Below are 23,236 nucleotides of genomic sequence, written 5' to 3' on the forward strand. Positions count from 1 at the left end.
TTATATTATTAACAGGGCCATAATTTTTTTTTTACTAAAACCTTGAGGGCGCATTATGATTCAGTCAACTATCAAAATCCACTACTCTTTAGATGTCATCCAAGATGAAGCACGCCACCTCGTGCACGAGGGCGTTCTCAGCCGGCAACAGCCTATCTACACGCTGTGTCAGTTCATCCCGCCCCGAGAATGGGCTTGCGTCGAGGGAGAACTGGAAAAATGCGACTTCTTGCTGCGCGATCGCATCGCCGACTTGATCGGTACTGAAAACTGGGACAACGACTAAACTTTGGTTATCTTAAATAAGTTTGCAAGTGGGTTTGCAAGTGCGTTTCCAACTAAACTCCGGCTGTGTTAAAGATGCTTGATTCTTTAATCAGGGGAATTTTCAGCGCGCAAATTTTCCAACTCGGCCCTCAGCGCTGCCATCTGTGCAGTTAATTCTTGAATCTCTTTTACGTCAGGCTGTACAACCGACTCGGGAGGAGCGTCAGTTGCTGTATCCGATTGCTGAGGCGATCCGGATTCGCTTTCTGCATTCTCCCGATCGCCCGGCCCTGAGAAAATAGTCTCGACAAAATTCCGCGCTTCTCGATCGGTCATTTCTCCTTTTTCCAGCAACTCCGACGCGAGTAGACTCAAATCAGACTGTCGAAGTTTGTCCAGATTTTCTTCTCGCTTCTGGGGATCTTGCAGCGTCTCAATTAAAAAGGAAGTTGCACCTAAAGTTAGGTGAAATCCTGTTTGCAGCATTTGAGGCAGGTTGTCGGGATTCATCTAAAAATGCCGCTAGAACGTTTTTCGGAGTTTTTGGTTGGCGAGTTGCTCCCACTGCGGCGGGTTTGCCGCTTCTAAGTTGGAAGATGGGAGGTTGTCGGTGGCGATCGCCCCGCTTCAGGAAATATAGGCCTTTGAGGGGATGCTTTTTTTTCGGTCAATGCTTATAGTATCATTACTTCGCGAATTGATAAATGTCAACTGTAAAGTTTTGTAACTAGAAATACAAACCTCCCCACTCGAAAAGTCAGTCGATTTTAGATTTTAGATTTTAGATTTTAGATTGAATAGGAATTACGCACTGCCACCCTGAGAAACCGGGTTTTTTACCGAGACTTGCCTGCTGCAACGAAATATTGCTGTGAAAAAACCGGGTTTCGGGGCACCAGCAGGTCTAGAAATGTTGAATCCGGTTAGGGATACAGCGCCTCACCGGTGGATGAGTCAAATATAAATAGCCGATCGAAGTCAAGCTGTACCGTCAGCCGATCGCCCGTTAGCGAAGCCCTCGAAGAGGATCGCAAGCGCACACTCGCAGGTACTTGCAACTGTACAGTAGTTTCAGCGCTCAACGAAGGCAAACTCGCCCGAATTAAAGTTTCTCGCCCCAGAGGTTCCACTACTTTGACCTCTACGTCCATAGGCACTTTTTCTAAAGCCCAAACATCCCTGTTCAAATCATCGGATTCTGCGGTTGGCGGCATAAAGATTTCTATATTTTCTGGACGAATGCCCAAATCAAATGCTTGTCCTTCTCTCGCCTGCAATTTTTTCTGAATCGAAGGCGGACAGGCTAAAAATTGATTTCCTACTTGAAAAGATTCGTTAGCATAAATTGCAGGCAAAATGTTCATGGCCGGATTGCCTAAAAATGTGGCAACCATCCGGTTAGCCGGTTTGGCGTAAATGCTTGGCGGGTCTCCAATTTGCTGAATTTTCCCCCCATTTAAGACGACAATCTTATCAGCTAAAGTCATCGCTTCCACTTGGTCGTGGGTGACATAAACTGTGGTAATTCCCAGCCGTTGATGCAGTTGTTTGAGTTCGGCCCTAGTGTCGTCTCGCAGTTGGGCGTCGAGGTTGGAAAGCGGTTCGTCTAAGAGGAAAACTTTGGGTTCGCGGGCGATCGCCCTTCCGAGTGCTACGCGCTGCTGCTGTCCGCCCGATAGCTGTTTGGGCTTGCGGTTGAGGAGGTGGTCGATCGAGAGCGATCGGGCTACATTTTCGACTCGTGCTTGAATTTTTGTTGCGTCAACATTCCGCATCCGCAATCCAAAAGCCAGATTTTCTCCCACAGTCATGTGCGGGTAAAGCGCGTAATTTTGAAACACCATTGCTACATCGCGCTGTCTCGCCGGAATGTTGTTAACTAAATTATCTCCGATGTAAAGATTGCCAGAAGTTGCAGTTTCCAAACCTGCGATCGTCCGCATAATTGTAGACTTTCCGCAGCCGGAAGGCCCGACTAATACCCAAAATTCTCCGTCCGGGATTTTGAAACTGATGTTTTCGATCGCGGTGACGTTTTGGTAGCGTCTGGTAATATTTTCTAAGCGAACATTTGCCATTGTTATTAGTTATTTGTTAGTGGTTATTAGTTATTTGTTAGTAGCTTTTACTTTTTCTAGACGGAAAGCTTGTTTAATTCTAAAACTGTGCGGGCTAATTCTTCAACGATCGGAGTTAATTCAGCTTGGCGGAATGCTTCTACTAAAGAATTATAATACCAGAGAGTACCATTTTTTTTACTTGTGAAGCGTTCCCAAACACGATCGCCTAATTCACGGTAATCTTTCACGATCGATCGCACATTATAAAGTTTATCAGCAGCCGAGACCAATCTGACTGAGTGGGAGGCTGTAGGAATGCGATCGATATAAGCTTGTTTGCGATCGCGCCAAGGGGGTTTGGGCGTCGCGGAGCTGTCGGTACAGCCGTCTACAATAGCTGTGACGGTATCGCCAAAGCGTTGGCGGATGGCTTCGCGGGTGGGCGCGCCACCACAATCTTCGATCGCATCGTGAAGCAAAGCTGCGATCGCCTCATCTTCATTGGCGCCGTATTCCAAAGCTATACTGGCAGTACCCAACAAATGAGCGATATACGGAACACCGGAACCCTTGCGGATTTGAGTTGCGTGCAATTCGGCGGCATAGGTGAGGGCATCAGAAAAACGGTTTGAGAGTATCATTGTAATTGAGCGTTTATTGAGTAAAAGTATTGATTTCTAAGTTGATAATACTGTAGGGGCGGGTTTTACCAAAAGTATTTGTACGTGGCGAAAAAAACTATAAACCCGCCCCCTCCCACGTAGAAACTTTTACCACCTTGTTAATTATCCTTACGGGGCGGGTTTTACCAAAAGTATTTGTAGGCAGCCCAAACAACTATAAACCCGCCCCCTCCCATGTAGAAACTTTATTTTACCTTTTTTAGTGAGACAACCGCCATGACAGCTACTTTAATCTTACCCGAAACATCTGAAAACTTACCAGAAAAAATTGAAAAAACACAACCAGAAAATGTTATATGTTTAGAACAATTTCTCGCCAAGCCGCCGGAGAGAATGGAATGGGTTGACGGTAAGTTAGTGGAGAAAACAGGCATGACATTTAAACACAGTCTGGCTCAATCTAAATTAGCCCGTTACTGGGGAAATTACAAAGACTCCAGCGGACAGGGAGGAGAAGTTCTTACCGAAATACTTTGCCGAACAGCTAAACAAGGCCGCCGTCCCGATGTCGCTTACATTACTCCTGAACTGCTGCCACAATCAGGCAATTTTACCTCATTTTCCCAAAGTTTTCCCCTAATTGCGGAAGTTGCTTCGCCGGAAGATAGCGCCGAAGAATTATTTGCGAAAGCTCAGGAATATTTGGAGTCGGGCTGTCAGGAAGTCTGGCTGCTTTTTCCTGAAGCGAGATTAGTATTTGTGAATGCAGGTCAAGGCTGGCGTTTGTTTAATGCGAATGAAGTTGTTAACACTCAAACTGTACTTGCAGGTTTTAGCGTTGCCGTGAGTGAATTGTTGGCTTGAGGAATTTGTTAAAATAATTTATTAAAATCATAAAAATAGAAACTTTAGCAGAGGAGTGGGTTTAATGAGAATGTGGGAGCGATCGGGAGCATCTGTGCGCCAGAATTTGTAGTGCTGTCGAGAACTCGCGAGCTATACAAAATCGCGAGCTCTCGACAGCACGGAAGATAAAAAATGCTTTTTGCAAAAATGAGATGCTCCCGACCGATCGACCTACAGGTAACGAAAGAAGTTATGTTTACTGTTTTGAAAGCTATGCTGTCGAAGTCCACAATTGCTGCTAAAGGCTTTAGTAAGGTTCCCCTGCGAACCGGTCTGGTTGTTCCATTCATCCTGCAAATCTTCGCGGCCGTAGGATTAACAGGGTATCTGTCGCTGCGAAACGGACAAAAAGCAGTGAATGAACTAGCGACTAACTTGCAAACGGAGGTGAGTAACCGTGTGGAGCAGCACCTCGACAGCTATGCCGCTGCAACCCGCTATTTGACCCAAATCAACGGCGAGCAAATTGACCTGGGATTGTTGAACTTACAGGATGCCGATCGCCTAGCTCTATTCTTTGCCAAGCAGGTAAAAACCTACAACGTTGGCTATATCCTCTACGGATCTAAAACGGGGGACTTTATCGCATCGGGATATTACCGCGAGTCAACCATTCCGAACCACGGCAATCCTGACATTAGCCTGGTGCTACCTAAGCGGTACGGCAATCGAGATTTGTACAACTACATTACGAATGACCGCAGCAAGCCAACTAAAATGTTTGAAATCACCAAAGCGTATCAGTTCCAGAAGGAAGGCTGGTACGCCAAAGGTGTCGAGACGGGCAAGCCAGGGTGGAGCGAGATCTATCAATGGGAGACTAATAACTACCCGTTGTCGATCGCCACAAGTCGCCCCATCTATGACAATAATGGTCAGTCGATCGGCAGCGTGGGGGTGGAGCAGCGTCTTTCGCAAATTAGTGACTTTTTACGTGAAATTAAGGTTAGTCAATCCAGCAAGGTGTTCATTCTGGAGCGCAACGGACTTCTCGTTGCCAGCTCTAGCGATGCGCCCGTGTTTTCAGTGACCAACGGCAAACCTCAGCGACTGCGGGGCTTTGAGAGTAAGGACGCCCTAATTCAAGCCACGTCCAAGTATCTCGGCGATCGCTTCGGCGATCTGAAAACCATTCAAACCATCCAGCAGCTAGACTTTCGCCTCCAGAGTCAGCGGCAGTTTGTTCAAGTAACTCCCTGGCAGGACGAATGGGGATTGGACTGGCTGCTAGTCGTCGCCATGCCGGAATCAGATTTCATGGGACGAATTAATGCCAACACAGTCAACACGATTTGGCTGTGCTTAGGCGCATTAGCACTGGCAACGGTTTTGGGTATCTACACCTCGCGCTGGATTGCTCGACCCATTTTGCAGCTCAGTCACGCATCGTCCGCGATCGCCGAAGGAAAACTCGACCAAAACGTCGAAGCCTCTGGCGTTAAAGAACTGGGTGTACTTGCTCAATCCTTTAACCGAATGGCGCAGCAGTTGCGCGATTCTTTCACCGCCCTAGAGCAAACTAACCAGCAGCTTGAACAGCGAGTTGAACAACGCACCGCCGAACTCAAGTATGCAAAGGAAGCAGCAGACAATGCCAACAAAGCAAAGAGTGATTTTCTTGCCAACATGAGCCACGAACTCCGCACGCCGCTCAACGGTATTTTGGGCTATGCTCAAATCCTCAACCGATCCAAAGCGTTGCCAGCGAAAGAACGTCATGGGGTAGAAATCATTCACCAGTGCGGTTCTCATTTGCTGACGCTGATTAACGATGTGTTGGACTTGTCCAAAATTGAAGCCGGCAAACTAGAACTCACACCTAAAGCGATTCACTTTCCCTCATTCCTCCAAGGTGTCGCTGAAATCTGCCGCATTCGTGCTGACCAAAAAGGCATTGACTTCGTTTACGATCCCGATCCGCAGTTGCCTGAAGGGATTTTTGCCGATGAAAAACGGCTGCGTCAGGTGTTACTCAACTTGCTGGGAAATGCGATTAAATTCACCGACAAAGGTTCTGTCACGCTCAAGGTTGCGGTAGTTGAGAATCATCCCAATCCGTCCACTCGCTCTTTCAAATTTCAAGTTGAGGATACGGGCGTAGGAATTGCGCCCGATCAATTGGAGAAAATTTTTCAGGCTTTTGAACAAGTGGGCGATCGCCAGCGCCAAGCCGAGGGCACCGGTTTAGGACTCGCCATCAGCCAAAGGATTGTCCAACTCATGAACGGACAAATCCAAGTTAAGAGCCAACCCGGAGTCGGCAGTGAGTTCTTTTTTGACGTGGAACTGGCGATCGCCACCGATTGGGCCGAGCAAAACTCCATCACAACTGGAAAACAAATTATTGGTTACCAAGGACAACGACGCAGCATACTTGTGGTAGACGATCGTTGGGAAAACCGAGCCGTTCTCGTCAACTTGTTAGAGCCACTAGGATTCCAACTGACTGAGGCCGAAAATGGACAAGAAGGATTGGAAAAAATACGACAGTCTCAGCCTGACTTAGTGATTACAGACTTGGTGATGCCAGTTATGAACGGCTTTGAACTGCTCAAACAAATTCGCAGTGCAAATAATTTGCAACACCAGAAGATCGTTGTCTCTTCCGCATCAGTATCACAAGCCGATCGACAGAGAAGTTTAGATGCAGGGGGAAATGATTTCCTGGCAAAGCCAGTAGAAGTCAGTGAATTATTTAACCTCTTAGCTACTCATTTAGAATTAAAGTGGAAATATGAAATGACAGCCTCAAATAACTCTGGCTCATCCACTCCAACGACTGCATTAGAGAACCCAGAAGGGATTATTATTCCTTCCCCTGTAGAGTTAAAGACGTTACTAGAAATGGCACAGAAAGGCAACTTAAAACGGCTGCGAGAACACACAGAGCATATTGCTCGCTCTAACCCTCGCTACGCTGATTTTGCCTCACAAATTCTCCAGCTTGCCAAGCAATTTAAAGCTGAAGAGATTGAAGAGTTGCTAAAACAACACCTCACAGAGAAGAAAGCCGATGTCTAGTCCTGAATTAATTCTGGTGGTGGATGATACCCCTGCGAACTTAGAAGTGGTATGTGAAACCTTAAGTGATGCGGGGTACGAAGTAGCAACCGCAATCGACGGCGATCGCGCTCTTAAGAGAGTCCAAGCTTATCCTCCCGATCTGATCCTGCTCGATGTTCAAATGCCAGGAATTGACGGCTTTGAAACCTGCCAACGTCTGAAGGCAGATCCCACTACAGCCAGTATTCCCATCATTTTTATGACCGCTCTCTCCGATGCCGACAGTAAGGTGAAAGGATTTGACTTGGGTGCTGTAGACTACATCACCAAACCCTTTCAAGAACAGGAGGTGCTAGCACGGGTGAAAACTCATTTGCAGCTACGGCAGTTAACTAAAAATCTCGAACAGCGTGTAGCTGAGCAAACGGCTGATTTAGAAGCAGCACTCACACAACTGCAACAGTCTCAGCTTCATTTAGTCCACACCGAAAAGATGTCTGCTTTGGGCAATTTAGTGGCGGGTGTCGCGCACGAGATTAATAACCCGCTTGGCTTTATTGCTGGCAATCTGAAACCCGCTCAAGACTATATTAAAGACCTCTTTAAACTGATCGAACTATACCAAAAAGAACTTCCTTATCCAAGTGCCTCACTACAGGCAGTCGTGGAGGAAATAGATTTGGAATACTTGCAAGAGGATTTACCCAAGTTGATAGATTCGATGCAAGAAGGAGTCGATCGCATTCACACAATCAGCATTAGTTTAAGAACCTTCTCGCGTTCTGATTGCGATCGCCCCATTCATTACAATATCCACGACGGCATTGACAGCACGATCTTGATTCTCAAGCATCGCCTCAAAGCCAACGAATCTCGCCCGGAAATTCAAGTCATCACAGATTATGGCGATCTGCCACAGGTAGAATGCTTTGCCGGACAGTTGAATCAGGTATTTATGAATCTGCTGGCAAATGCGATCGATGCCCTTGAGGAATCAAATCAAGGACGCAGTTTTGCTCAGATCAAAGCCAACCCCAACCAGATTACTGTCAAGACCCAATTGTCGGAATCTCAGGCAACGATCCGAATTCAGGATAATGGGATTGGCATGACGGATGCGGTGAAGCAAAAAATCTTTGAGCATCTGTTTACAACCAAAGGCGTGGGGCAAGGAACAGGGCTGGGATTGGCGATCGCTCATCAAATCGTAGTCCAGAAACACTCTGGAACTCTAGAAGTTAACTCAACTTTAGGTGAAGGTACAGAGTTTGTGATTTCAATTCCGCTGAAGGATCTCGCTGTAAAAGACATTCAGGCAAGGATCTGCGTTGACGCAGTATAACAAATCGTTGCAGCGGCGGCATAAAGATGAGTGGTGATGCTGCAAAGGTTATCTGCCCCCGCTGAACTCAACTGTTGTTATCGATACCATTAACCCAACAATCCCAATATGGCTAGTGAATCATCGGCTCCTTTCTTCCCCAAGCTCTTTAAAGAAGTGCCATTACAGGCGATCCTAGTTGTCCCGTTCGTTGTTCAAACGGTGGGGGCTGTGGGTATTATCGGTTATCTTTCCTTCAGGAATGGACAGAAGGCAGTCAACGATGTAGCTGCTCAGTTGCGCAAGGAGACGAGCGATCGCATCGCACAAAATCTAACTCACTTGGTTGCCACTCCTTTTCAAGCCTTTGAAAGTTATGAAGCTGCACTAAACCAAAACCGTATTGACCTTAATAACGGAAGGGATATAGAGAAATTCCTGTGGCGACAACTTCCTGCCTTTGAGAATCTCAGCCTTACAGCGTTCGTTACAACCAACCAAGAGTTTTTTGGTGCTGAGCGGCAAGATGGTGCGATCGCGATCCGCACTTCTGAAGTAGAAAATAACCGTGCGCTGACAACCTACCGTACTAACTCAAGCGGCGATCGGCTCGAAGTCATCAACGCTGGCAAGCCGAACTTTGACCCGCGCCAACGACCCTACTACACAATTCCAGTCCAGCAGAGGCAAGCAACCTGGGGAAAAGTGTTTCCGCACATCACAGGCAAAACGATGTATATTGCGCCCGGTCAACCCATATACAACGGGGCAGGTGAGCTGCAAGGGGTGTGGATGGCGAGCTTAAACCTGTCAATGATTGGGGATTTTCTCAGAAGCCTCAAAATAGGAACAACCGGACAAAGTTTTATTCTTGAGCGCTCTGGAGAATTGATTGCCACCTCTACAGGCGAAAAACCGTTCCGATATTATGCAGACAAAATTGTGCAACTGCCAGAACAGCGGGTTGAACGACTCAATGCGATCGATAGCGAAAATTTCACCACTCAGAAAACAAGCCAATTTTTGCTAGAGCAGTTTCAAGATTTCCACCAGATCCAGACATTTGAGCAGCTTGAGTTTTCCATTAACGGTAAACGCCAGTTCGTGCAAGTTGCTCCTTTTCAAGATGGCAGGGGCATTGACTGGTTGGTGGTTGTCACCGTTCCAGAATCAGACTTTATGGCACAAATTAATGCCAATACTCAAAGTACGATTTTGTTAAGTCTACTGGCGCTAGCTATCTCTTTGGGAATTGGGATACTCACCACTCGCTGGATTACTCAACCGATTTTGCAGCTCAATCAAGCATCTTCGGCAATGGCTGCCGGATCTCTGAGCCAAGCGGTGACAGAATCATCTGTGTATGAGTTGCAAGAACTCACGCAGTCGTTTAACCGCATGGCTCAACAGTTACAGGAATCATTTAACACGCTGGAACAAGCCAATGAACAATTAGAGCATCGAGTCGAAGAACGCACCGCCCAGCTAAAAGCGGCAAAGGATGAAGTTGAAACTGCCCTCAGAGAACTACAACGGACTCAGACTCAACTGATTCAAAGCGAGAAAATGTCGAGTTTGGGGCAGCTAGTTGCCGGAGTTGCTCATGAAATCAATAACCCAGTCAATTTTATCTATGGCAATCTCGATCATGCCGATGAATACACTCAAGAACTATTAAAACTCGTGCAAGCCTACCAGACTCATTACCCCGAACCGACCGCAGCGATCGCACAGCAGTCAGAAGCGATGGATTTAGATTTTATGGTTAACGATCTATCTAAGCTGATCGCATCAATGAAAGAGGGGGCGCGGCGAATTCGAGAAATTGTCTTAGCATTGCGAACATTCTCTCGACTGGATGAAGCAGAAGTTAAATCAATCAATATCCATGATGGCATTGATAGCACGCTGGTTATTCTGGGTAACCGTCTGAAGCCCAAGCTGAATCATCCAAAAATAGAAATCCTGCGAAACTATGGTTCTCTTCCCCTAGTCGAGTGCTATCCGGGACCACTCAATCAGGTTTTTATGAACATCTTATCTAACGCCATTGACGCCGTTGAAATCGCGATCGAGCAGGGAAAACAAATTACTCCCGCAATCTCCATTTATACGGCCCTCATCGACGAGAACTGGGCAGAGATCCGAATTGGGGACAACGGCCGCGGCATTCCAGAAGCTATCGAACAGCAAATCTTTGACCCCTTCTTTACAACCAAGCCGGTTGGAAGCGGCACTGGCATGGGGCTGGCAATCAGTTATCAGATCGTCGCCGACCGGCATCAGGGCACTTTAAGTTGCAGCTCACAATCTGGAGAAGGCACGGAGTTTGTAATTAAAATTCCGCTCAAACAGAATTTGAGACATTAGGAGCTATCTAGAGAGTAAGTAGTTGTCATCGGCGAGCGCGATCGCCGCATCACACGGCACAGAATTCGATGAAACAGGCTACAAAGGACTGGTTCACAACAGGAATATGACCATCATTAAAGGTTCCTCATTCCTTGGCTGCATTCTACCTGAATTCTCGAAGTGTTCCGCCCGTCAGCGCAGCCGGCCCCTACGGGGGCTACGCCAACGGACAGGATCGCCCATTCAAACAGTCCGCAGTCTTGATATAGTAGTATCCGGCGCAAGTAACGGTAAACCATGACAGCAATAACTCTCGCAAATAAATTTGAGTACAAACCCCTATACAAACCGAATCAATTAATTTGCGGAACCGGGCAAACAGCGGTTGTCAGCGGCCCGACGGTCAAAAGTGCGATCGTCTCCTAGGGCTGCGCTAACGGCAAAAACTTACAACCCAGCATAACGGCATTTTACCCATCTTTTCGCGCAACATGAACAGCAGAAAGAAACGAGAGTTGTACGCTGTCTCCAAATTTCTCCAACTTTTCCCGCAATTCTTCAAATAGCAACTCCTTCGCCTGCGGTTCAAGCCTTCTCAAGGTGCTTAAAAGATTGAGGTAGTCATCGATGCTATAGGTGACTTCACACGCGATTTGCTCTGTTACCAACTCCCGAAAACAACCAGAGTCTAAAACATCTTGTGCAAATCCCTTTAAAATCTCCGCTTGAATTTGGGCACCTTCATATCGGACAAGGGAGGGAGCATGGGCTTTATAGACTTGCTCGATCGCGCGGTACACTTCATATGGAGGTTCGGGAGTCATGTTCCACAACAGAATCAGAAAACCGTTGTCTCGTAATGCCTCTGCTGCCTTGGAATACCGAATCTCTGGTGATATCCAGTGAAAGGCATTGGCGGATAAAACGGCGTTGAACTGATTCGCTGACATTGCCCACTCTTCAAATGAGGTATTGCAAATCTCAACTTTTGGATATGATGCACAGTTACGTTGTGCCAGACGACAGAAATCTTGGTTGGGTTCAAGACAAGTCATTGAAAAGTCAAATTGAGCAAAAGCCACAGTTGCATTTCCGGGGCCGCAGCCGACCTCAAGAATCCTTGCATCTGAGGAAAGTTCAGCCAGAACTACAGCACGATTAATCAGTTCTTGGGAGTAGTCTGGTCTTGCATGGTAGTAAATATCAGCAATAGGAGAATACCAAGTTTTTCGCTGTTCCAAGTCTAGAGAAGACCTAGAATTTATTAGCTCTTTAGGGTCTTGCATGAAGGATTCGTACAGGCTTTTGAACTCAACTTCATTGTACAGCTTTCGCGCGTCCATCCATACTCCCGATCGCTCTCAACCCAAAAATCTCCTCACAAGTTGGGTACATTCTACCCGTACTCTCCAATTGCTGCGGGCGATCGCCCATTCAAACTGTCCGCAGTCTTGATATAGTAGTATCCGGCGCAAGTAACGGTAAACCATGACAGCAATAACTCTCGCAAATAAATTTGAGTACAAACCCCTATACAAACCGAATCAATTAATTTGCGGCACCGGGCAAACAGCGGTTGTCAGCGGCTGGACGGTCAAAAGTGCGATAGTCAAAAACTTACAAACCAACGAATTTGCTGTCATCGGACAACTGTACTCTCCTACTCGCGGCATCAACTTCTTAATTAGAAACTTGCTCTGCAATCCCCACGTCCGCTTTTTAGTAATTCTCAACGCTACCAAAGAAGACCGCAATTCCGGTGCAGCAGAGTGCTTGCTCGACTTTTTTCGCAACGGTTTTGAAGCTGGCAAAAGCGATACAGGCAGAGATTGCTGGCTGATTAAATCTACAATATTTGGCTACATCGATATTGAAATAGCAGCCGAAGCCTTAGAACTATTGCGTCATTCAATCGAATGGAAAGAAGCTAAAAATATAGCAGAAACAGTGAATTTGGTCAAGGAGTTTTCCCAAAAACAATCAGTTGAACCTTGGGGAGAACCCGCAACTTTTCCGATCGTCGAAATCGTCCCAACTGTACTCCCCGGCCAGAAATACGGACACAGAATCGAAGGCAAAACGATCGCCGAAACTTGGGTAAAAATCATCCACCGCATCAAGACCACCGGCACACTCCGGCCGACAGGTTATGACGGACAGTGGCAAGAATTAATCGACTTGATGGCAGTGATTACCGATGAACCGCCCGAGTTCTATTTTCCCGAACCGAATTACTTACCAATAGACCGCGATTTTATCGAACAGTACAAACCCCAAATGCTCGAAGATGCCCCCTACAACGAAGGCATTAAATATACCTACGCCCAGCGGATGCGGTCGTGGTTTGGACGCGACCAAATCGAAGAAGTTATTGCCAAACTAATTAAAGAAATTGACGCGGCAAGTGCTGTAATTAGTTTGTGGGATGCTGGGGGAAATATCAACAGAAGACCTGACGGTTCCTCCGACCACCAACACAGCGGCAGTCCTTGTTTAAATCACATTTGGGTGCGAGTTGTTGATGAAGAACTATCGCTAACTGCAACTCTCCGCAGCAACGATATGTTTGCGGCTTGGCCGGCGAATGCGATGGGTTTGCGGGCTTTGCAGCAGTACATTCGCGACGAAATTGCTCACCGTTCCGATTACAATTTAACAATGGGCCCGCTGATAACGCTCTCGCAATCGGCTCATTTGTATGATGATACTTTTGAAAATGCCGATCGACTAATTCAAACCCAATATGCTAAAATCTGCCAAGATCGAGACTTTTTCGATGCAGCGGGCAATTTTTTAGTTGAAGTAGCCGACGATCGAATCGTTGTCACGCAAACCACCCCCGGCAGCGGCGAAGCTGTCACCTGTTATTCTGGAAAAAACCCTCTCAAGTTAGTGCGAGAAATTTGTGCGGCTTCCCCGGCCATCCAACCCGAGCATATTGGTTATTTGGGAATAGAATTGCAGAAGGCTGCCGAGTGTCTGAAAACCAGCAACCAATACATTCAGGACAGAAGATGAATCTAGAAGAAGAAAGACCGACATGGGACGAATACTTCTTAATGTTGGCAAAATTGGCCGCTACTCGATCGACTTGTCTGGCTTTTCCTGTCGGCGCGGTAATTGCTAAAAACAGGCAAGTTTTAGCTACGGGTTACAACGGTTCCCCCTCAGGTTCGGTACACTGCACGGCTCAAGGCTTCTGCTATCCCGGTTTGAGCAGTTGCGACGCCAGCAAAACTTTGCCCTCAAGGGCGGTTCACGCTGAAGCAAATGCGATCGCCACCGCTGCAAAACACGGCATATCTACCGCAGGATCTAGCATTTACGTGACTTTAGAACCCTGCATTTATTGTTTGAAATTAATTATTTCCGCCGGCATTCGCGAAGTATTTTATGAAACTGTTTTTAACAGCGGAGAAAAAGCTGCTTTGAGAGATTCTTTTATTGCTGAAGGTATTGTTGAGTTCAAACAAATTAAGCTATCTGAAAGCACGGCAAATAGAGCCGCTTCATTTCTGCTGAATCCTACATCTGTGCCAAAAGACGATCGACCATTTGGTTAGTAGTGAGGAATGCGAGTCCGCCGAAATCAGGACTCGCATTCCGAACGATTAAACCTTCTCTCTTGGGTTCGATCGTTCGGAATGCGAGTCCGCAGAAATCAGGACTCGCATTCCGAACGATCGAACCTTTTCAATCAAACTCATTCACAGCTTGCAAATAGTCGATCGCCGCATCTATCCTCGAAGAATACTTAAAAGCAAACTGATCGAACCAATATCTCTCATCGGAATTTTTATCTAAATTTTTCAGCCAAACCTGAGCTTGCCTAACCTTCTGCCTGTGCCTTTGTACGTCTAACTCTGACTGCACAATCTTTTGTGGTAGTTGCGGTTCGATTGCAGTCACTTCCTGAGCTTTATTTGGTGCTTCGTACAGAGGCTGAAGCGGTTCCTGCGGGGCCACTTCCTGAGCTTTATTTTGTGCTTCGTATTCAGCTTTAATTTCCGCTAAATCCTTGTCAAAAGTACCTGGATACTTGATATCTGCTGTTTTAAATGTTTGATTTGACGGCACTGCTGTTGGTTGGGAAGGCTGTTGTGCTTCCACTGGCGGCCCACTTGCAACGGGGCGATTTTTTTGAGATGCTTGATATTCTGCCTTAAGTTCAGCTAACAGGCGATCGATCGATTCCATAACTTAAACCCCCCCTAAAAAATGCTGCCCAGCAACCAGGCACAAATATAATCGCGCGAAATTCGCCCGCCTCCTCAATCTGTTATTGCATTCAGCAATACTTCCGTCAGGGTCATTCCTTCAATATCATCCATCGTCACAGTATCAACAATATCGAATTTAGCTCCGGCGCTTTGCAGTTCGTCGTCCAATATCTTGAGAAACTTAGTCGCTTCCGGGGCATTCCCTACTTGAATGAAAGAAATCGCCAGCTCTTCATCTCGATCGAGCTTCCGCGATGCCTCTATAATCGTTTTCATCACTTCTTTGCGATCGTCCGGTTCTCCGTCCGTCACCACTAATATGGTTTCCCCATTTAGCTTGGTCTTACCGGATGCTTTGCGCTGAAAATAACTGTTCAGAGCGTCTTGTAGAACCGCAGCTAAATTCGTAGTCCCCGAAGGTTCGTTTTCTTGGAAAACTTGCACGACTTTAGCTGCTGTTACGTTGTCGTAGCGCTTGAAGCGACCGGAAAACAAATAAACAGTCATGCCGTCTGGGTCGAGTTCTTCGCATTTATTCGCCAGGGCGATCGTCGATTCTTGCATCAGCGCCCACCGACTTTTACCGCCCATCTGGTCTTTCGTGTACATACTGCCGCTTTTATCAATGATGATGGTATAATCGCGGTTCTGAAGCATAAGATTTTTCCTGTTAATTAACTTTTTTCCAAAAAAGAGCAAAACCAGCGAGCAGAAGCTGTTGAGCTTTCGTTGCTCGCTGAGTTTTTTTAGTTGATTTGCGATCGCAAATACCGGAATTTAAGCTGCAACTAAAGCATTTTTAAGCGGCTTCCAGCTAAAAGCTCGATCGCCACCCATCTCTACTGCTATTTTAACTCGCGGTTCTAACGTCGGCAAAACAGTCAAATACTCAATCTCCTGACTCGACAAAACCTGCCCTTCAATAATCCAAAGTACCAGTCCTTTTGATTTCGGCGGCAAATTATCTAATTGAGTTTGCAATATCGGCGGCACGTAGTACGTATAACCCACAGCCCCTTCATTGCCAGTAGTTTTCTTGCCCAAATGCGGCGGCCGCACTCCGTGAACTCCCGTCAAATACATTGCCAAATCGCCCAAACCCCGCGCCGTAATGGTAAGAGCACCATAGCCCGCAGCCCTCAGCCGCCGCAGGTAACGGCCCTCAAATCCTCCCTCTAAAGGAACGTACAGGGCCAGCGACCCCGACTTTTCCAAATCCCGAATCATATCCGAACCCGTCGTAATCAGTCCCATAAATTTGTCTGGCCTGCTGTTTTAAATTTGGTCGATCGCACTCATTGCGAGCTTGAAACATTATAAATCCTAAAGCTGAGGCGAAAAGTTATTAAGAGCGGCCTTGACAAACGGCAAGCACTTCATGTACTATTATGAATTGTCGCCGTAAAGGATACTGAGTGGCTTGCTATTCAAGTCCTGGCGCAAACAAGCAAGACCGAGACAAGACTCGGAGACCGATCGGGTAAAAAGCCGCGAATCTCAAGCCTTGCAAGACTTCCAGAAGCTCGCTCCCAAATTTAAAACTCAAATTTTAAACACCGAGGAAGGCTGTTGGTTGATAACAGTTAATTGCAGGAACACTGAAATAAATGTTTCTGCACAAGAGCAAGCGGATTGACGTAAACTTCGCAATCCGAAACCTCTTGCGTAAATAAAAGGAAAAAAATCCGTGTCTGTAGGCATTCTTGGTACAAAACTAGGCATGACTCAAGTGTTTGACGCCGAAGGGAGAGCAATCCCCGTCACCGTCATACAAGCAGGGCCTTGTACAGTAACTCAAATTAAAACAAAACAAACTGACGGCTACGGGGCCGTTCAAGTCGGATACGCCGATGTCAAGCCGAAGGCTCTCAACAAGCCAGAATTGGGACACCTTGCCAAGTCGGGGGCGACACCAGTGCGCCACTTGCAGGAATACCGCTTGGAAGATACCAGTTCCTTTGAATTAGGCCAACAGGTAAAAGCCGATTTGTTTGCACCGGGACAAATAGTAGATGTCATCGGTACGAGCATCGGTAAAGGTTTTGCAGGCTTTCAAAAGCGCCACAACTTCAAACGAGGCCCCATGTCTCACGGTTCCAAAAATCACCGCGAACCCGGATCGATCGGGCCTGGAACAACTCCCGGCCGCGTCTATCCCGGTAAAAGAATGGCAGGACGGCTGGGCAACGTTCAAGTCACCGTCCGCAAACTCACAATTGTCCGGGTGGATACAGAGCAGAATTTGTTGCTGATCAAGGGAGCAGTTCCCGGCAAAGCTGGCGCCTTAGTCAATGTTGTACCTGAGAAAAAAGTAGGACGTTAGTCGGTAGTCAGTAGTCAGTAGTCAGTAGTCCTGCCGTCATTAGTCATTAGTCATTAGTCATGAGTTGGCGGTTAATAGTCAGCAATAACTAAGAACTAAAAGCTGAAAACTAAAAGCTAAAAACTAAGAGCTAATAACAGACAACAGACAACAGATAACTAAAAACAGACAACAGATAACTAAAAACAGACAACAAACACAAAGCGACAAAGGACAAAAGATATGGTTAACTGTGTAGTGCGAAATTGGCAAGGCGAAGAAGTTGGGGAAACAACTTTAGAACTGCGCGTAGCCAAAGAAGAAAATGCGTCTCACATCGTTCACAGAGCATTGACGCGACAACTGAATAACGCCCGTCAAGGAAATGCTTCCACCAAAACTCGATCGGAAGTTAGAGGCGGCGGCCGCAAACCCTGGCGTCAAAAAGGCACCGGCCGAGCCAGAGCAGGTTCTATCCGTTCTCCGCTGTGGCGGGGCGGCGGCGTCATCTTCGGGCCAAAACCGAGAGACTTTGAAGTCAAGATGAACAAAAAGGAACGCCGTCTCGCTCTGCGGACAGCATTCCAAAGCCGCACCGAAGACTTGATCGTGGTTGAAGAATTTGCAGAGCAATTTCCGAGACCGAAAAGCAAAGAATTGCTGAGTGCGATCGCCCGTTGGGGCATCGAACCCGATACAAAAGTTCTGTTAATCTTGCCAGAACCGCAGCTCAACGTCTACTTGTCAGGACGCAACATCGAATTAGTAAACGTCATCTTGGCAACTTCCCTGAATGTTTACGACGTTCTCGCGGCTGACAAAATTATCGTCACCTCTACAGCCATAGCAAAAATTCAGGAGATTTACGGTGAGTAAAATCGACCCCCGCGACTACGCAGATTTGATCCAGCGTCCGATTCTCACCGAGAAAGCTACCCGAATGATGGAATTAAATCAATTCACATTCGACGTAGCCCCCAAAGCGACAAAGCCTCAAATCAAAGCTGCAATCGAAGAGCTATTTAAGGTTAAAGTCATCGGCGTCAACACCCAAAACCCGCCGCGCAAAAAGCGCCGAGTTGGTAAATTCGTCGGCTTTAAACCTTGTTACAAGCGAGCAACAGTAACTCTGACCGACGGAGACTCGATCCGCAAACTCCTGTTCCCAGAAGTCTAGACGATTTTGGATTTTAGATTTTAGATTTTAGATTGCGGTTAACAGTCGCAAATTCTAGAACTAGAAAAATCGCAAGTTAACCAAAGATTTCCAATCTTAAACCTAAAATCTAAAATCGATCAACGTCAAATCCAAAATCCAAAATCTAAAATCTAAAATCGATCGATTATGGGCATCCGTTCTTACCGACCTTATACCTCCAGCACCCGAGAGCAAACAGTCTCGGACTTCGCTGAAATTACCAAGTCAGAGCCTGAAAAGTCTCTAACCAACAACAAGCACACCAAACAAGGCCGCAACAACCGAGGCGTCATCACCTGCCGCCACCGGGGAGGCGGTCACAAACGGCTGTATAGAGACATTGACTTCCGCCGCGACAAACACAGCATTCCTGCTACTGTCAAGGCGATCGAATACGACCCCAACCGCAACGCCCGCATTGCCCTCCTGTTCTACAAAGACGGCGAAAAACGGTACATCCTGCACCCGCTCAACTTAAACGTCGGTACAGTAATTGTCTCAGGCCCAGACGCGCCGATCGAAATCGGCAACGCCCTACCCCTGAAGAACATTCCCCTCGGTACCAGCATCCACAACGTCGAGCTAGTACCCGGAAAAGGCGGACAAATCGTCCGTTCCGCAGGCTCCAGCGCTCAGCTAATGGCAAAAGAAGGTAGCTACGTCACCCTCAAACTGCCATCCGGCGAACAGCGCAAAGTCCGCGCCGACTGCTACGCTACGATCGGTCAAGTTGGCAACACAGACGCCAGAAACATCAGCCTCGGTAAAGCAGGCCGCACCCGCTGGAAAGGCCGCAGACCAACAGTTCGCGGTAGCGTAATGAACCCGGTAGACCACCCGCACGGCGGTGGCGAAGGCAGAGCGCCCATCGGGCGTCCGGGGCCTGTCACTCCTTGGGGAAAACCAGCATTGGGTGCCAAAACTCGACCCAAAAACAAGCGCAGCGACTCTTTAATCGTCCGGCGCCGCCGCAAATCTTCCAAGCGCGGCAAGGGCGGCAGACAAAGTTAGTTTAATGGGTAATGGGTAATGGGTAATGGGTAATGGGTAATGGGTTATTGGAAATAACAAATTACCTGTTTGGCCAATGCCCAATGCCCGATGCCCGATTCCCAATTACCAATTCCCAAAATTATGTCTCGATCGTTAAAAAAAGGCCCATTTGTCGCAGACCACCTGATGACAAAGATCGAAAAACTCAACGCCGCAGGCCAAAAACAAGTAATTAAAACTTGGTCGCGATCTTCCACAATCCTGCCCCAAATGGTAGGTCACACGATCGCAGTTCACAACGGCAAGCAACACGTCCCCGTCTACCTAACCGACCAAATGGTAGGTCACAAACTCGGAGAATTCTCCCCCACTCGCACCTTTAGAGGTCACGCGAAAAGTGGTGATAAAAAGGCAAAAAGATAGCCTAATTAGGTGACAGGTAATAGGTAAGAGGAAAAAATTTTTACCAATTACCAATTACCTTTTTCCCAATTACCATTTACCAATTACCCAAATCGAAATGGCTATAGATACCACAACCGAAATTAAGGCGATCGCCCGTTACATCCGGACATCGCCCTTCAAAGTGCGCCGAGTCCTCGACCAAATTCGCGGCAAAAGCTACCAAGAAGCGCTGATTTTACTCGAATTCATGCCCTACCGCGCCTGCGAACCAATTGTCAAAGTTTTGCGATCGGCAGTAGCCAACGCCGAACACAACGCAGGATTGGACAAAGCCAAGCTCGTAGTATCTCAAGCTTACGCAGACCAAGGCCCAGTTCTCAAACGCTTTAGACCCCGCGCTCAAGGTCGCGCCTACCAAATCCGCAAGCCGACTTGCCACATCACCGTAGTAGTAGCTCCGATCGCAGAAGACTAAACCAGGGAAAACGTAATAGGTAACAAACAGCTTAAAGTTGAAAAAAAACGGTAATCACCAATTACCAATTACCTTTTTCCCAATTACCTTTTTCCCAATTAACTCCTAAACTTTTATGGGCCAAAAAATACATCCAATTGGTTTTCGCCTCGGCATTACCCAAGAGCACCGCTCTCGCTGGTTTGCTGACGCCAAAAACTATCCAGAACTCTTGCAAGAAGACTACAAAATTCGCAAGTACGTTCGCAAAACCCTCAGCAATGCAGGTATCTCCTCGGTCAAAATTGAGCGCAAAGCCGATCAAATCGACCTAGAAGTATTCACCGCCAGACCCGGTGTTGTCGTAGGCCGCGGCGGAGCCGGAATTGAAACTTTGCGCGTCGGTTTGCAGCAGCAACTCGGCAGCAACCGCCAAATTCGCATCAACGTCGTTGAAGTTCAGCGCGTAGACGCCGATGCCACACTGATCGCAGAATACATCGCCCAGCAACTAGAACGGCGCGTATCCTTCCGCCGAGTAGTTCGCCAAGCAATTACCCGCGCCCAAAAAGTCGGCATCCAAGGAATCAAAATTCAAGTCAGCGGACGCCTCAACGGCGCAGAAATTGCCCGTACCGAATGGACGCGCGAAGGAAGAGTCCCCTTGCACACGCTGCGGGCCGACATCGACTACTCGTACTGCACCGCTCAAACTATCTACGGTATTCTCGGCATTAAAGTTTGGGTTTTCAAAGGCGAAATTATTCCCGGACAGGAACAAGAAGCCGCACCAAATGCAGCAGTGCCCCGCACCAAAAACAAGCGCCGCCGCCAGAACTTTGAAGATCGATCGAACGAAGGCTAACAGTCAATTGACAGTTGACAGTTGACAGTTGACAGCTCCCGGGCGAGTAAGTTCGTGCTGTCCGCTATACCGATTACCAATTACTGAATTCCACAGCCATGTTAAGCCCTAAAAGAACAAAATTCCGCAAACAACAGCGCGGGCGAATGAGCGGTGTTTCCACCCGCGGCAACACAGTTAGCTTTGGCGACTTCGCGCTCCAAGCCGTCGAACCCGCCTGGATCACTTCTCGCCAAATAGAAGCCGGACGGCGCGCCATGACCCGCTATATCCGCCGGGGCGGCAAAATCTGGATTCGCATTTTTCCCGACAAACCAGTCACCCAGCGCGCTGCAGAAACCCGGATGGGTTCCGGTAAAGGCGCACCTGAGTTTTGGGTTGCCGTCGTCAAACCCGGCCGGGTTATGTTTGAAATTGGCGGTGTAGCTGAAGAAACTGCCCGCGAAGCAATGCGTTTGGCATCTTTCAAATTACCAATTAAAACCAAGTTCATCACTCGCGAAGAAAGCCCGTCCTAGCGGCGATCGAAGGTAGAATTAGGTCGGCATCCGTCAGTAATTTAAACGGCTACAGCAATTTAAAGTCTGGCACACACAACTTTTCTTTCCTTCGGTCTTCAGCATCAGAAAGAAGTCTGTCTTCACGAGACCGCTAACGATAAAGCACACAATTATGTCTTTGACCAAGATTAAAGAAGCTAGAGAATTAAGCGATGCAGCAGTAGCAGAGCAAATTTTAGCCGTCAAGCGCCAACTAATGGAACTGCGGCTCCAGCAAGCTACCGGCCGCATGGAAAAGCCTCACCTGTTCAAGCACGCCAAACACCGGCTGGCTCAATTAATGACAGTTGAACGCGAGCGCCAAATCGCTGCTGACGCACAAGCTACGGCTGCAAAAGCCGCACCGGAATCAGCAGCAGCCGAGGCTCCAACCGCAGTCAGCGAGTAGCGAGCAGCAGCCGAGGCTCGCACAGCAGCTCAAAAAAACTCAATTGCACAATAAAGATAGGTAGCTATGGCAGTTAAAGAACGAGTTGGCGTAGTAGTCAGCGACAAGATGGATAAAACCGTCGTGGTAGCGATCGAAAACCGCTCTTCCCACACCAAATACGGCAAAATTGTAGTCCGCACCAAGCGGTACAAAGCTCACGACGAAGAGAATAAGTGCAAATCGGGCGATCGCGTCCGCATCACTGAAACTCGCCCCCTGAGCAAAACCAAACGCTGGACGGTTGCTGAGATTTTCGGTGCAAAAAATGGCTAACAGTTAATTTCTAATTGCTAAAAAGTGCGATCGGCTTTCTCGATCGATCGACCCTGTGATTAACCATCAATTAGCAGTTAGCAGTTAGCAGTTAGCAAGCATCAAATTACCTTTTCCCCAATCACCATGATTCAACCCCAGACATACCTCAATGTCGCCGACAATAGCGGAGCCCGCAAACTGATGTGCATCCGCGTATTGGGAGGCGGCAACCGCCGCTACGGCGGAGTCGGCGATGTCATCATTGCCGTCGTCAAAGACGCCATCCCCAATATGGCAGTCAAAAAATCAGATGTCGTCAGAGCCGTCATAGTCAGAACCCGCAAAGCCTTGCGTCGCGACAGCGGCATGAGCATTCGTTTTGACGACAACGCCGCCGTGATTATCAATCCCGAAGGCAACCCGAAAGGTACTCGCGTCTTCGGCCCAGTCGCCCGCGAACTGCGCGACAAAAACTTTACTAAAATCGTTTCCTTAGCCCCGGAGGTACTTTAAAATGTACGGAAAAAAGGGTAAAGCAACTAGCGAACCGCAGCGCTACAGGATGCACGTCAAAGCAGGCGACACCGTGCAAATAATTACTGGCAAAGAGAAAGGAAAAGTCGGAGAAATCTTAAAGACATATCCTAAAGTCAGCAAAGTAATTGTTAAAGGCGTAAACATCAGAACCAAGCACGTCAAGCCCCAGCAAGAGGGAGAATCCGGGAAAATAGTCACGTTTGAGGCTCCCATTCACAGCTCAAATGTCATGCACTATTCCGAAAAAGAGAAAGTCGCCAGCCGCGTCTGCTATACATTTAGCGAAGATGGCCGCAAACTCCGACAGCTCAAAAAAACCGGAGAAATCCTCGATAATTAGTCATTAGTCATTAGTCATCAGTCATCAGTCATCAGTCCTTAACTGACAACTAACAACTGACAACAGTCAACAGTCAACAGTCAAGTGACAACTGTCAACTGTCACAGGTCAACTGTCAACTGACAAAGAACAATTCCCTGACCAA

Annotated in this window: 27 protein-coding genes; 20 read left to right on the top strand and 7 right to left on the bottom strand. The window is 47.5% G+C overall.

Going from position 1 to position 23,236, the window contains the following annotated elements; genetic code table 11:
* Nucleotides 1-55: 55 nt before the first annotated feature.
* Entirely contained in the window at nucleotides 56-286 is a 231-nt protein-coding gene (locus tag QUB63_RS09520) for a DUF4327 family protein (RefSeq protein WP_332944693.1), read from the top strand.
* 86 nt (nucleotides 287-372) lie between these two features.
* Here the strand turns inward: QUB63_RS09520 and QUB63_RS09525 are convergent, their stop codons facing one another.
* The 3 genes from QUB63_RS09525 to QUB63_RS09535 form a co-directional block, all read right to left on the bottom strand.
* Entirely contained in the window at nucleotides 373-777 is a 405-nt protein-coding gene (locus QUB63_RS09525; RefSeq protein ID WP_332944694.1) for a hypothetical protein, read from the bottom strand.
* A 413-nt stretch (nucleotides 778-1,190) separates the two neighbouring features.
* Nucleotides 1,191-2,345, bottom strand: a complete 1,155-nt coding sequence (locus QUB63_RS09530; RefSeq protein ID WP_332944695.1) for an ABC transporter ATP-binding protein — start codon at nucleotides 2,343-2,345, stop codon at nucleotides 1,191-1,193.
* Between the two features lie 56 nt (nucleotides 2,346-2,401).
* Nucleotides 2,402-2,968, bottom strand: coding sequence for an HD domain-containing protein (locus QUB63_RS09535; RefSeq protein WP_332944696.1), 567 nt, complete (start codon nucleotides 2,966-2,968; stop codon nucleotides 2,402-2,404).
* A gap of 258 nt (nucleotides 2,969-3,226) precedes the next feature.
* Here QUB63_RS09535 and QUB63_RS09540 point away from each other — a divergent pair, with 258 nt between their 5' ends.
* From QUB63_RS09540 to QUB63_RS09560, 5 genes are all read left to right on the top strand, one after another.
* Nucleotides 3,227-3,814: a Uma2 family endonuclease gene (locus QUB63_RS09540; RefSeq protein ID WP_332944697.1), complete on the top strand. Its 588-nt coding sequence runs from the start codon at nucleotides 3,227-3,229 to the stop codon at nucleotides 3,812-3,814.
* A gap of 255 nt (nucleotides 3,815-4,069) precedes the next feature.
* Entirely contained in the window at nucleotides 4,070-6,877 is a 2,808-nt protein-coding gene (locus tag QUB63_RS09545; protein ID WP_332944787.1) for a hybrid sensor histidine kinase/response regulator, read from the top strand.
* A complete protein-coding gene (locus QUB63_RS09550) occupies nucleotides 6,870-8,201 on the top strand; it encodes a sensor histidine kinase (protein WP_332944698.1) in 1,332 nt (443 codons plus the stop codon). Before QUB63_RS09545 ends, QUB63_RS09550 begins: the two co-directional genes overlap by 8 nt.
* Nucleotides 8,202-8,309: 108 nt before the next feature.
* Nucleotides 8,310-10,550: an ATP-binding protein gene (locus QUB63_RS09555; RefSeq protein WP_332944700.1), complete on the top strand. Its 2,241-nt coding sequence runs from the start codon at nucleotides 8,310-8,312 to the stop codon at nucleotides 10,548-10,550.
* Between the two features lie 279 nt (nucleotides 10,551-10,829).
* Nucleotides 10,830-10,958, top strand: coding sequence for a hypothetical protein (locus tag QUB63_RS09560; protein WP_332944701.1), 129 nt, complete (start codon nucleotides 10,830-10,832; stop codon nucleotides 10,956-10,958).
* A 44-nt stretch (nucleotides 10,959-11,002) separates the two neighbouring features.
* On the opposite strand, the gene QUB63_RS09565 is transcribed toward QUB63_RS09560, so the two are convergent.
* Nucleotides 11,003-11,875: a class I SAM-dependent methyltransferase gene (locus QUB63_RS09565; RefSeq protein WP_332944702.1), complete on the bottom strand. Its 873-nt coding sequence runs from the start codon at nucleotides 11,873-11,875 to the stop codon at nucleotides 11,003-11,005.
* 145 nt (nucleotides 11,876-12,020) lie between these two features.
* Between QUB63_RS09565 and QUB63_RS09570 the strand changes: the two genes are divergently transcribed.
* Both QUB63_RS09570 and QUB63_RS09575 read left to right on the top strand, forming a co-directional pair.
* On the top strand, nucleotides 12,021-13,550 hold the full coding sequence (locus tag QUB63_RS09570) for a thymidylate synthase (RefSeq protein WP_332944704.1): 1,530 nt from the start codon (nucleotides 12,021-12,023) through the stop codon (nucleotides 13,548-13,550).
* Nucleotides 13,547-14,095 (top strand): deoxycytidylate deaminase, encoded by a 549-nt coding sequence (locus QUB63_RS09575; protein ID WP_332944705.1) that lies wholly within the window; start codon nucleotides 13,547-13,549, stop codon nucleotides 14,093-14,095. Before QUB63_RS09570 ends, QUB63_RS09575 begins: the two co-directional genes overlap by 4 nt.
* Nucleotides 14,096-14,225: 130 nt before the next feature.
* Here QUB63_RS09575 and QUB63_RS09580 read toward each other — a convergent pair whose 3' ends face one another.
* From QUB63_RS09580 to QUB63_RS09590, 3 genes are all read right to left on the bottom strand, one after another.
* Nucleotides 14,226-14,729, bottom strand: coding sequence for a salt stress protein, Slr1339 family (locus tag QUB63_RS09580; protein WP_332944707.1), 504 nt, complete (start codon nucleotides 14,727-14,729; stop codon nucleotides 14,226-14,228).
* A 74-nt stretch (nucleotides 14,730-14,803) separates the two neighbouring features.
* Nucleotides 14,804-15,409 (bottom strand): vWA domain-containing protein, encoded by a 606-nt coding sequence (locus QUB63_RS09585; RefSeq protein ID WP_332944708.1) that lies wholly within the window; start codon nucleotides 15,407-15,409, stop codon nucleotides 14,804-14,806.
* A 120-nt stretch (nucleotides 15,410-15,529) separates the two neighbouring features.
* Entirely contained in the window at nucleotides 15,530-16,006 is a 477-nt protein-coding gene (locus tag QUB63_RS09590) for an NAD(P)H-quinone oxidoreductase subunit N (RefSeq protein WP_332944709.1), read from the bottom strand.
* 433 nt (nucleotides 16,007-16,439) lie between these two features.
* On the opposite strand from QUB63_RS09590, the gene rplC reads away from it, so the two are divergent.
* The 12 genes from rplC (at nucleotide 16,440) to rplX (ending at nucleotide 23,091) form a co-directional block, all read left to right on the top strand.
* Nucleotides 16,440-17,075 (top strand): 50S ribosomal protein L3, encoded by a 636-nt coding sequence (gene rplC / locus QUB63_RS09595; protein ID WP_332944711.1) that lies wholly within the window; start codon nucleotides 16,440-16,442, stop codon nucleotides 17,073-17,075.
* A 222-nt stretch (nucleotides 17,076-17,297) separates the two neighbouring features.
* Complete coding sequence (rplD, locus tag QUB63_RS09600) at nucleotides 17,298-17,930, top strand: 50S ribosomal protein L4 (RefSeq protein ID WP_332944712.1); 633 nt, start codon at nucleotides 17,298-17,300, stop codon at nucleotides 17,928-17,930.
* Nucleotides 17,923-18,231, top strand: coding sequence for a 50S ribosomal protein L23 (locus QUB63_RS09605; protein WP_006634999.1), 309 nt, complete (start codon nucleotides 17,923-17,925; stop codon nucleotides 18,229-18,231). The genes rplD and QUB63_RS09605 overlap by 8 nt, the downstream gene beginning before the upstream one ends.
* Nucleotides 18,232-18,399: 168 nt before the next feature.
* On the top strand, nucleotides 18,400-19,263 hold the full coding sequence (rplB, locus tag QUB63_RS09610; RefSeq protein ID WP_332944713.1) for a 50S ribosomal protein L2: 864 nt from the start codon (nucleotides 18,400-18,402) through the stop codon (nucleotides 19,261-19,263).
* Between the two features lie 123 nt (nucleotides 19,264-19,386).
* Nucleotides 19,387-19,668 carry a 30S ribosomal protein S19 gene (gene rpsS / locus QUB63_RS09615; RefSeq protein ID WP_265233170.1) on the top strand — a complete coding sequence of 94 codons (282 nt, stop codon included), beginning with the start codon at nucleotides 19,387-19,389 and terminating at the stop codon, nucleotides 19,666-19,668.
* Nucleotides 19,669-19,765: 97 nt separating this feature from the next.
* Entirely contained in the window at nucleotides 19,766-20,125 is a 360-nt protein-coding gene (rplV, locus tag QUB63_RS09620; RefSeq protein ID WP_332944714.1) for a 50S ribosomal protein L22, read from the top strand.
* A 115-nt stretch (nucleotides 20,126-20,240) separates the two neighbouring features.
* Nucleotides 20,241-20,969: a 30S ribosomal protein S3 gene (gene rpsC / locus QUB63_RS09625; protein WP_332944715.1), complete on the top strand. Its 729-nt coding sequence runs from the start codon at nucleotides 20,241-20,243 to the stop codon at nucleotides 20,967-20,969.
* A gap of 98 nt (nucleotides 20,970-21,067) precedes the next feature.
* A complete protein-coding gene (rplP, locus tag QUB63_RS09630) occupies nucleotides 21,068-21,487 on the top strand; it encodes a 50S ribosomal protein L16 (RefSeq protein WP_332944717.1) in 420 nt (139 codons plus the stop codon).
* A 154-nt stretch (nucleotides 21,488-21,641) separates the two neighbouring features.
* Nucleotides 21,642-21,917 (top strand): 50S ribosomal protein L29, encoded by a 276-nt coding sequence (gene rpmC / locus QUB63_RS09635; protein ID WP_332944718.1) that lies wholly within the window; start codon nucleotides 21,642-21,644, stop codon nucleotides 21,915-21,917.
* Nucleotides 21,918-21,983: 66 nt separating this feature from the next.
* A complete protein-coding gene (gene rpsQ, locus QUB63_RS09640) occupies nucleotides 21,984-22,232 on the top strand; it encodes a 30S ribosomal protein S17 (protein WP_293336075.1) in 249 nt (82 codons plus the stop codon).
* Between the two features lie 126 nt (nucleotides 22,233-22,358).
* Entirely contained in the window at nucleotides 22,359-22,727 is a 369-nt protein-coding gene (gene rplN, locus QUB63_RS09645; protein ID WP_193973611.1) for a 50S ribosomal protein L14, read from the top strand.
* Nucleotide 22,728: 1 nt separating this feature from the next.
* Entirely contained in the window at nucleotides 22,729-23,091 is a 363-nt protein-coding gene (rplX, locus tag QUB63_RS09650; protein ID WP_332944721.1) for a 50S ribosomal protein L24, read from the top strand.
* Nucleotides 23,092-23,236: the final 145 nt, after the last annotated feature.

The organism is Microcoleus sp. ARI1-B5, from assembly GCF_036705795.1.
In the GTDB taxonomy this organism is placed as follows: Bacteria; Cyanobacteriota; Cyanobacteriia; order Cyanobacteriales; family Microcoleaceae; genus Microcoleus.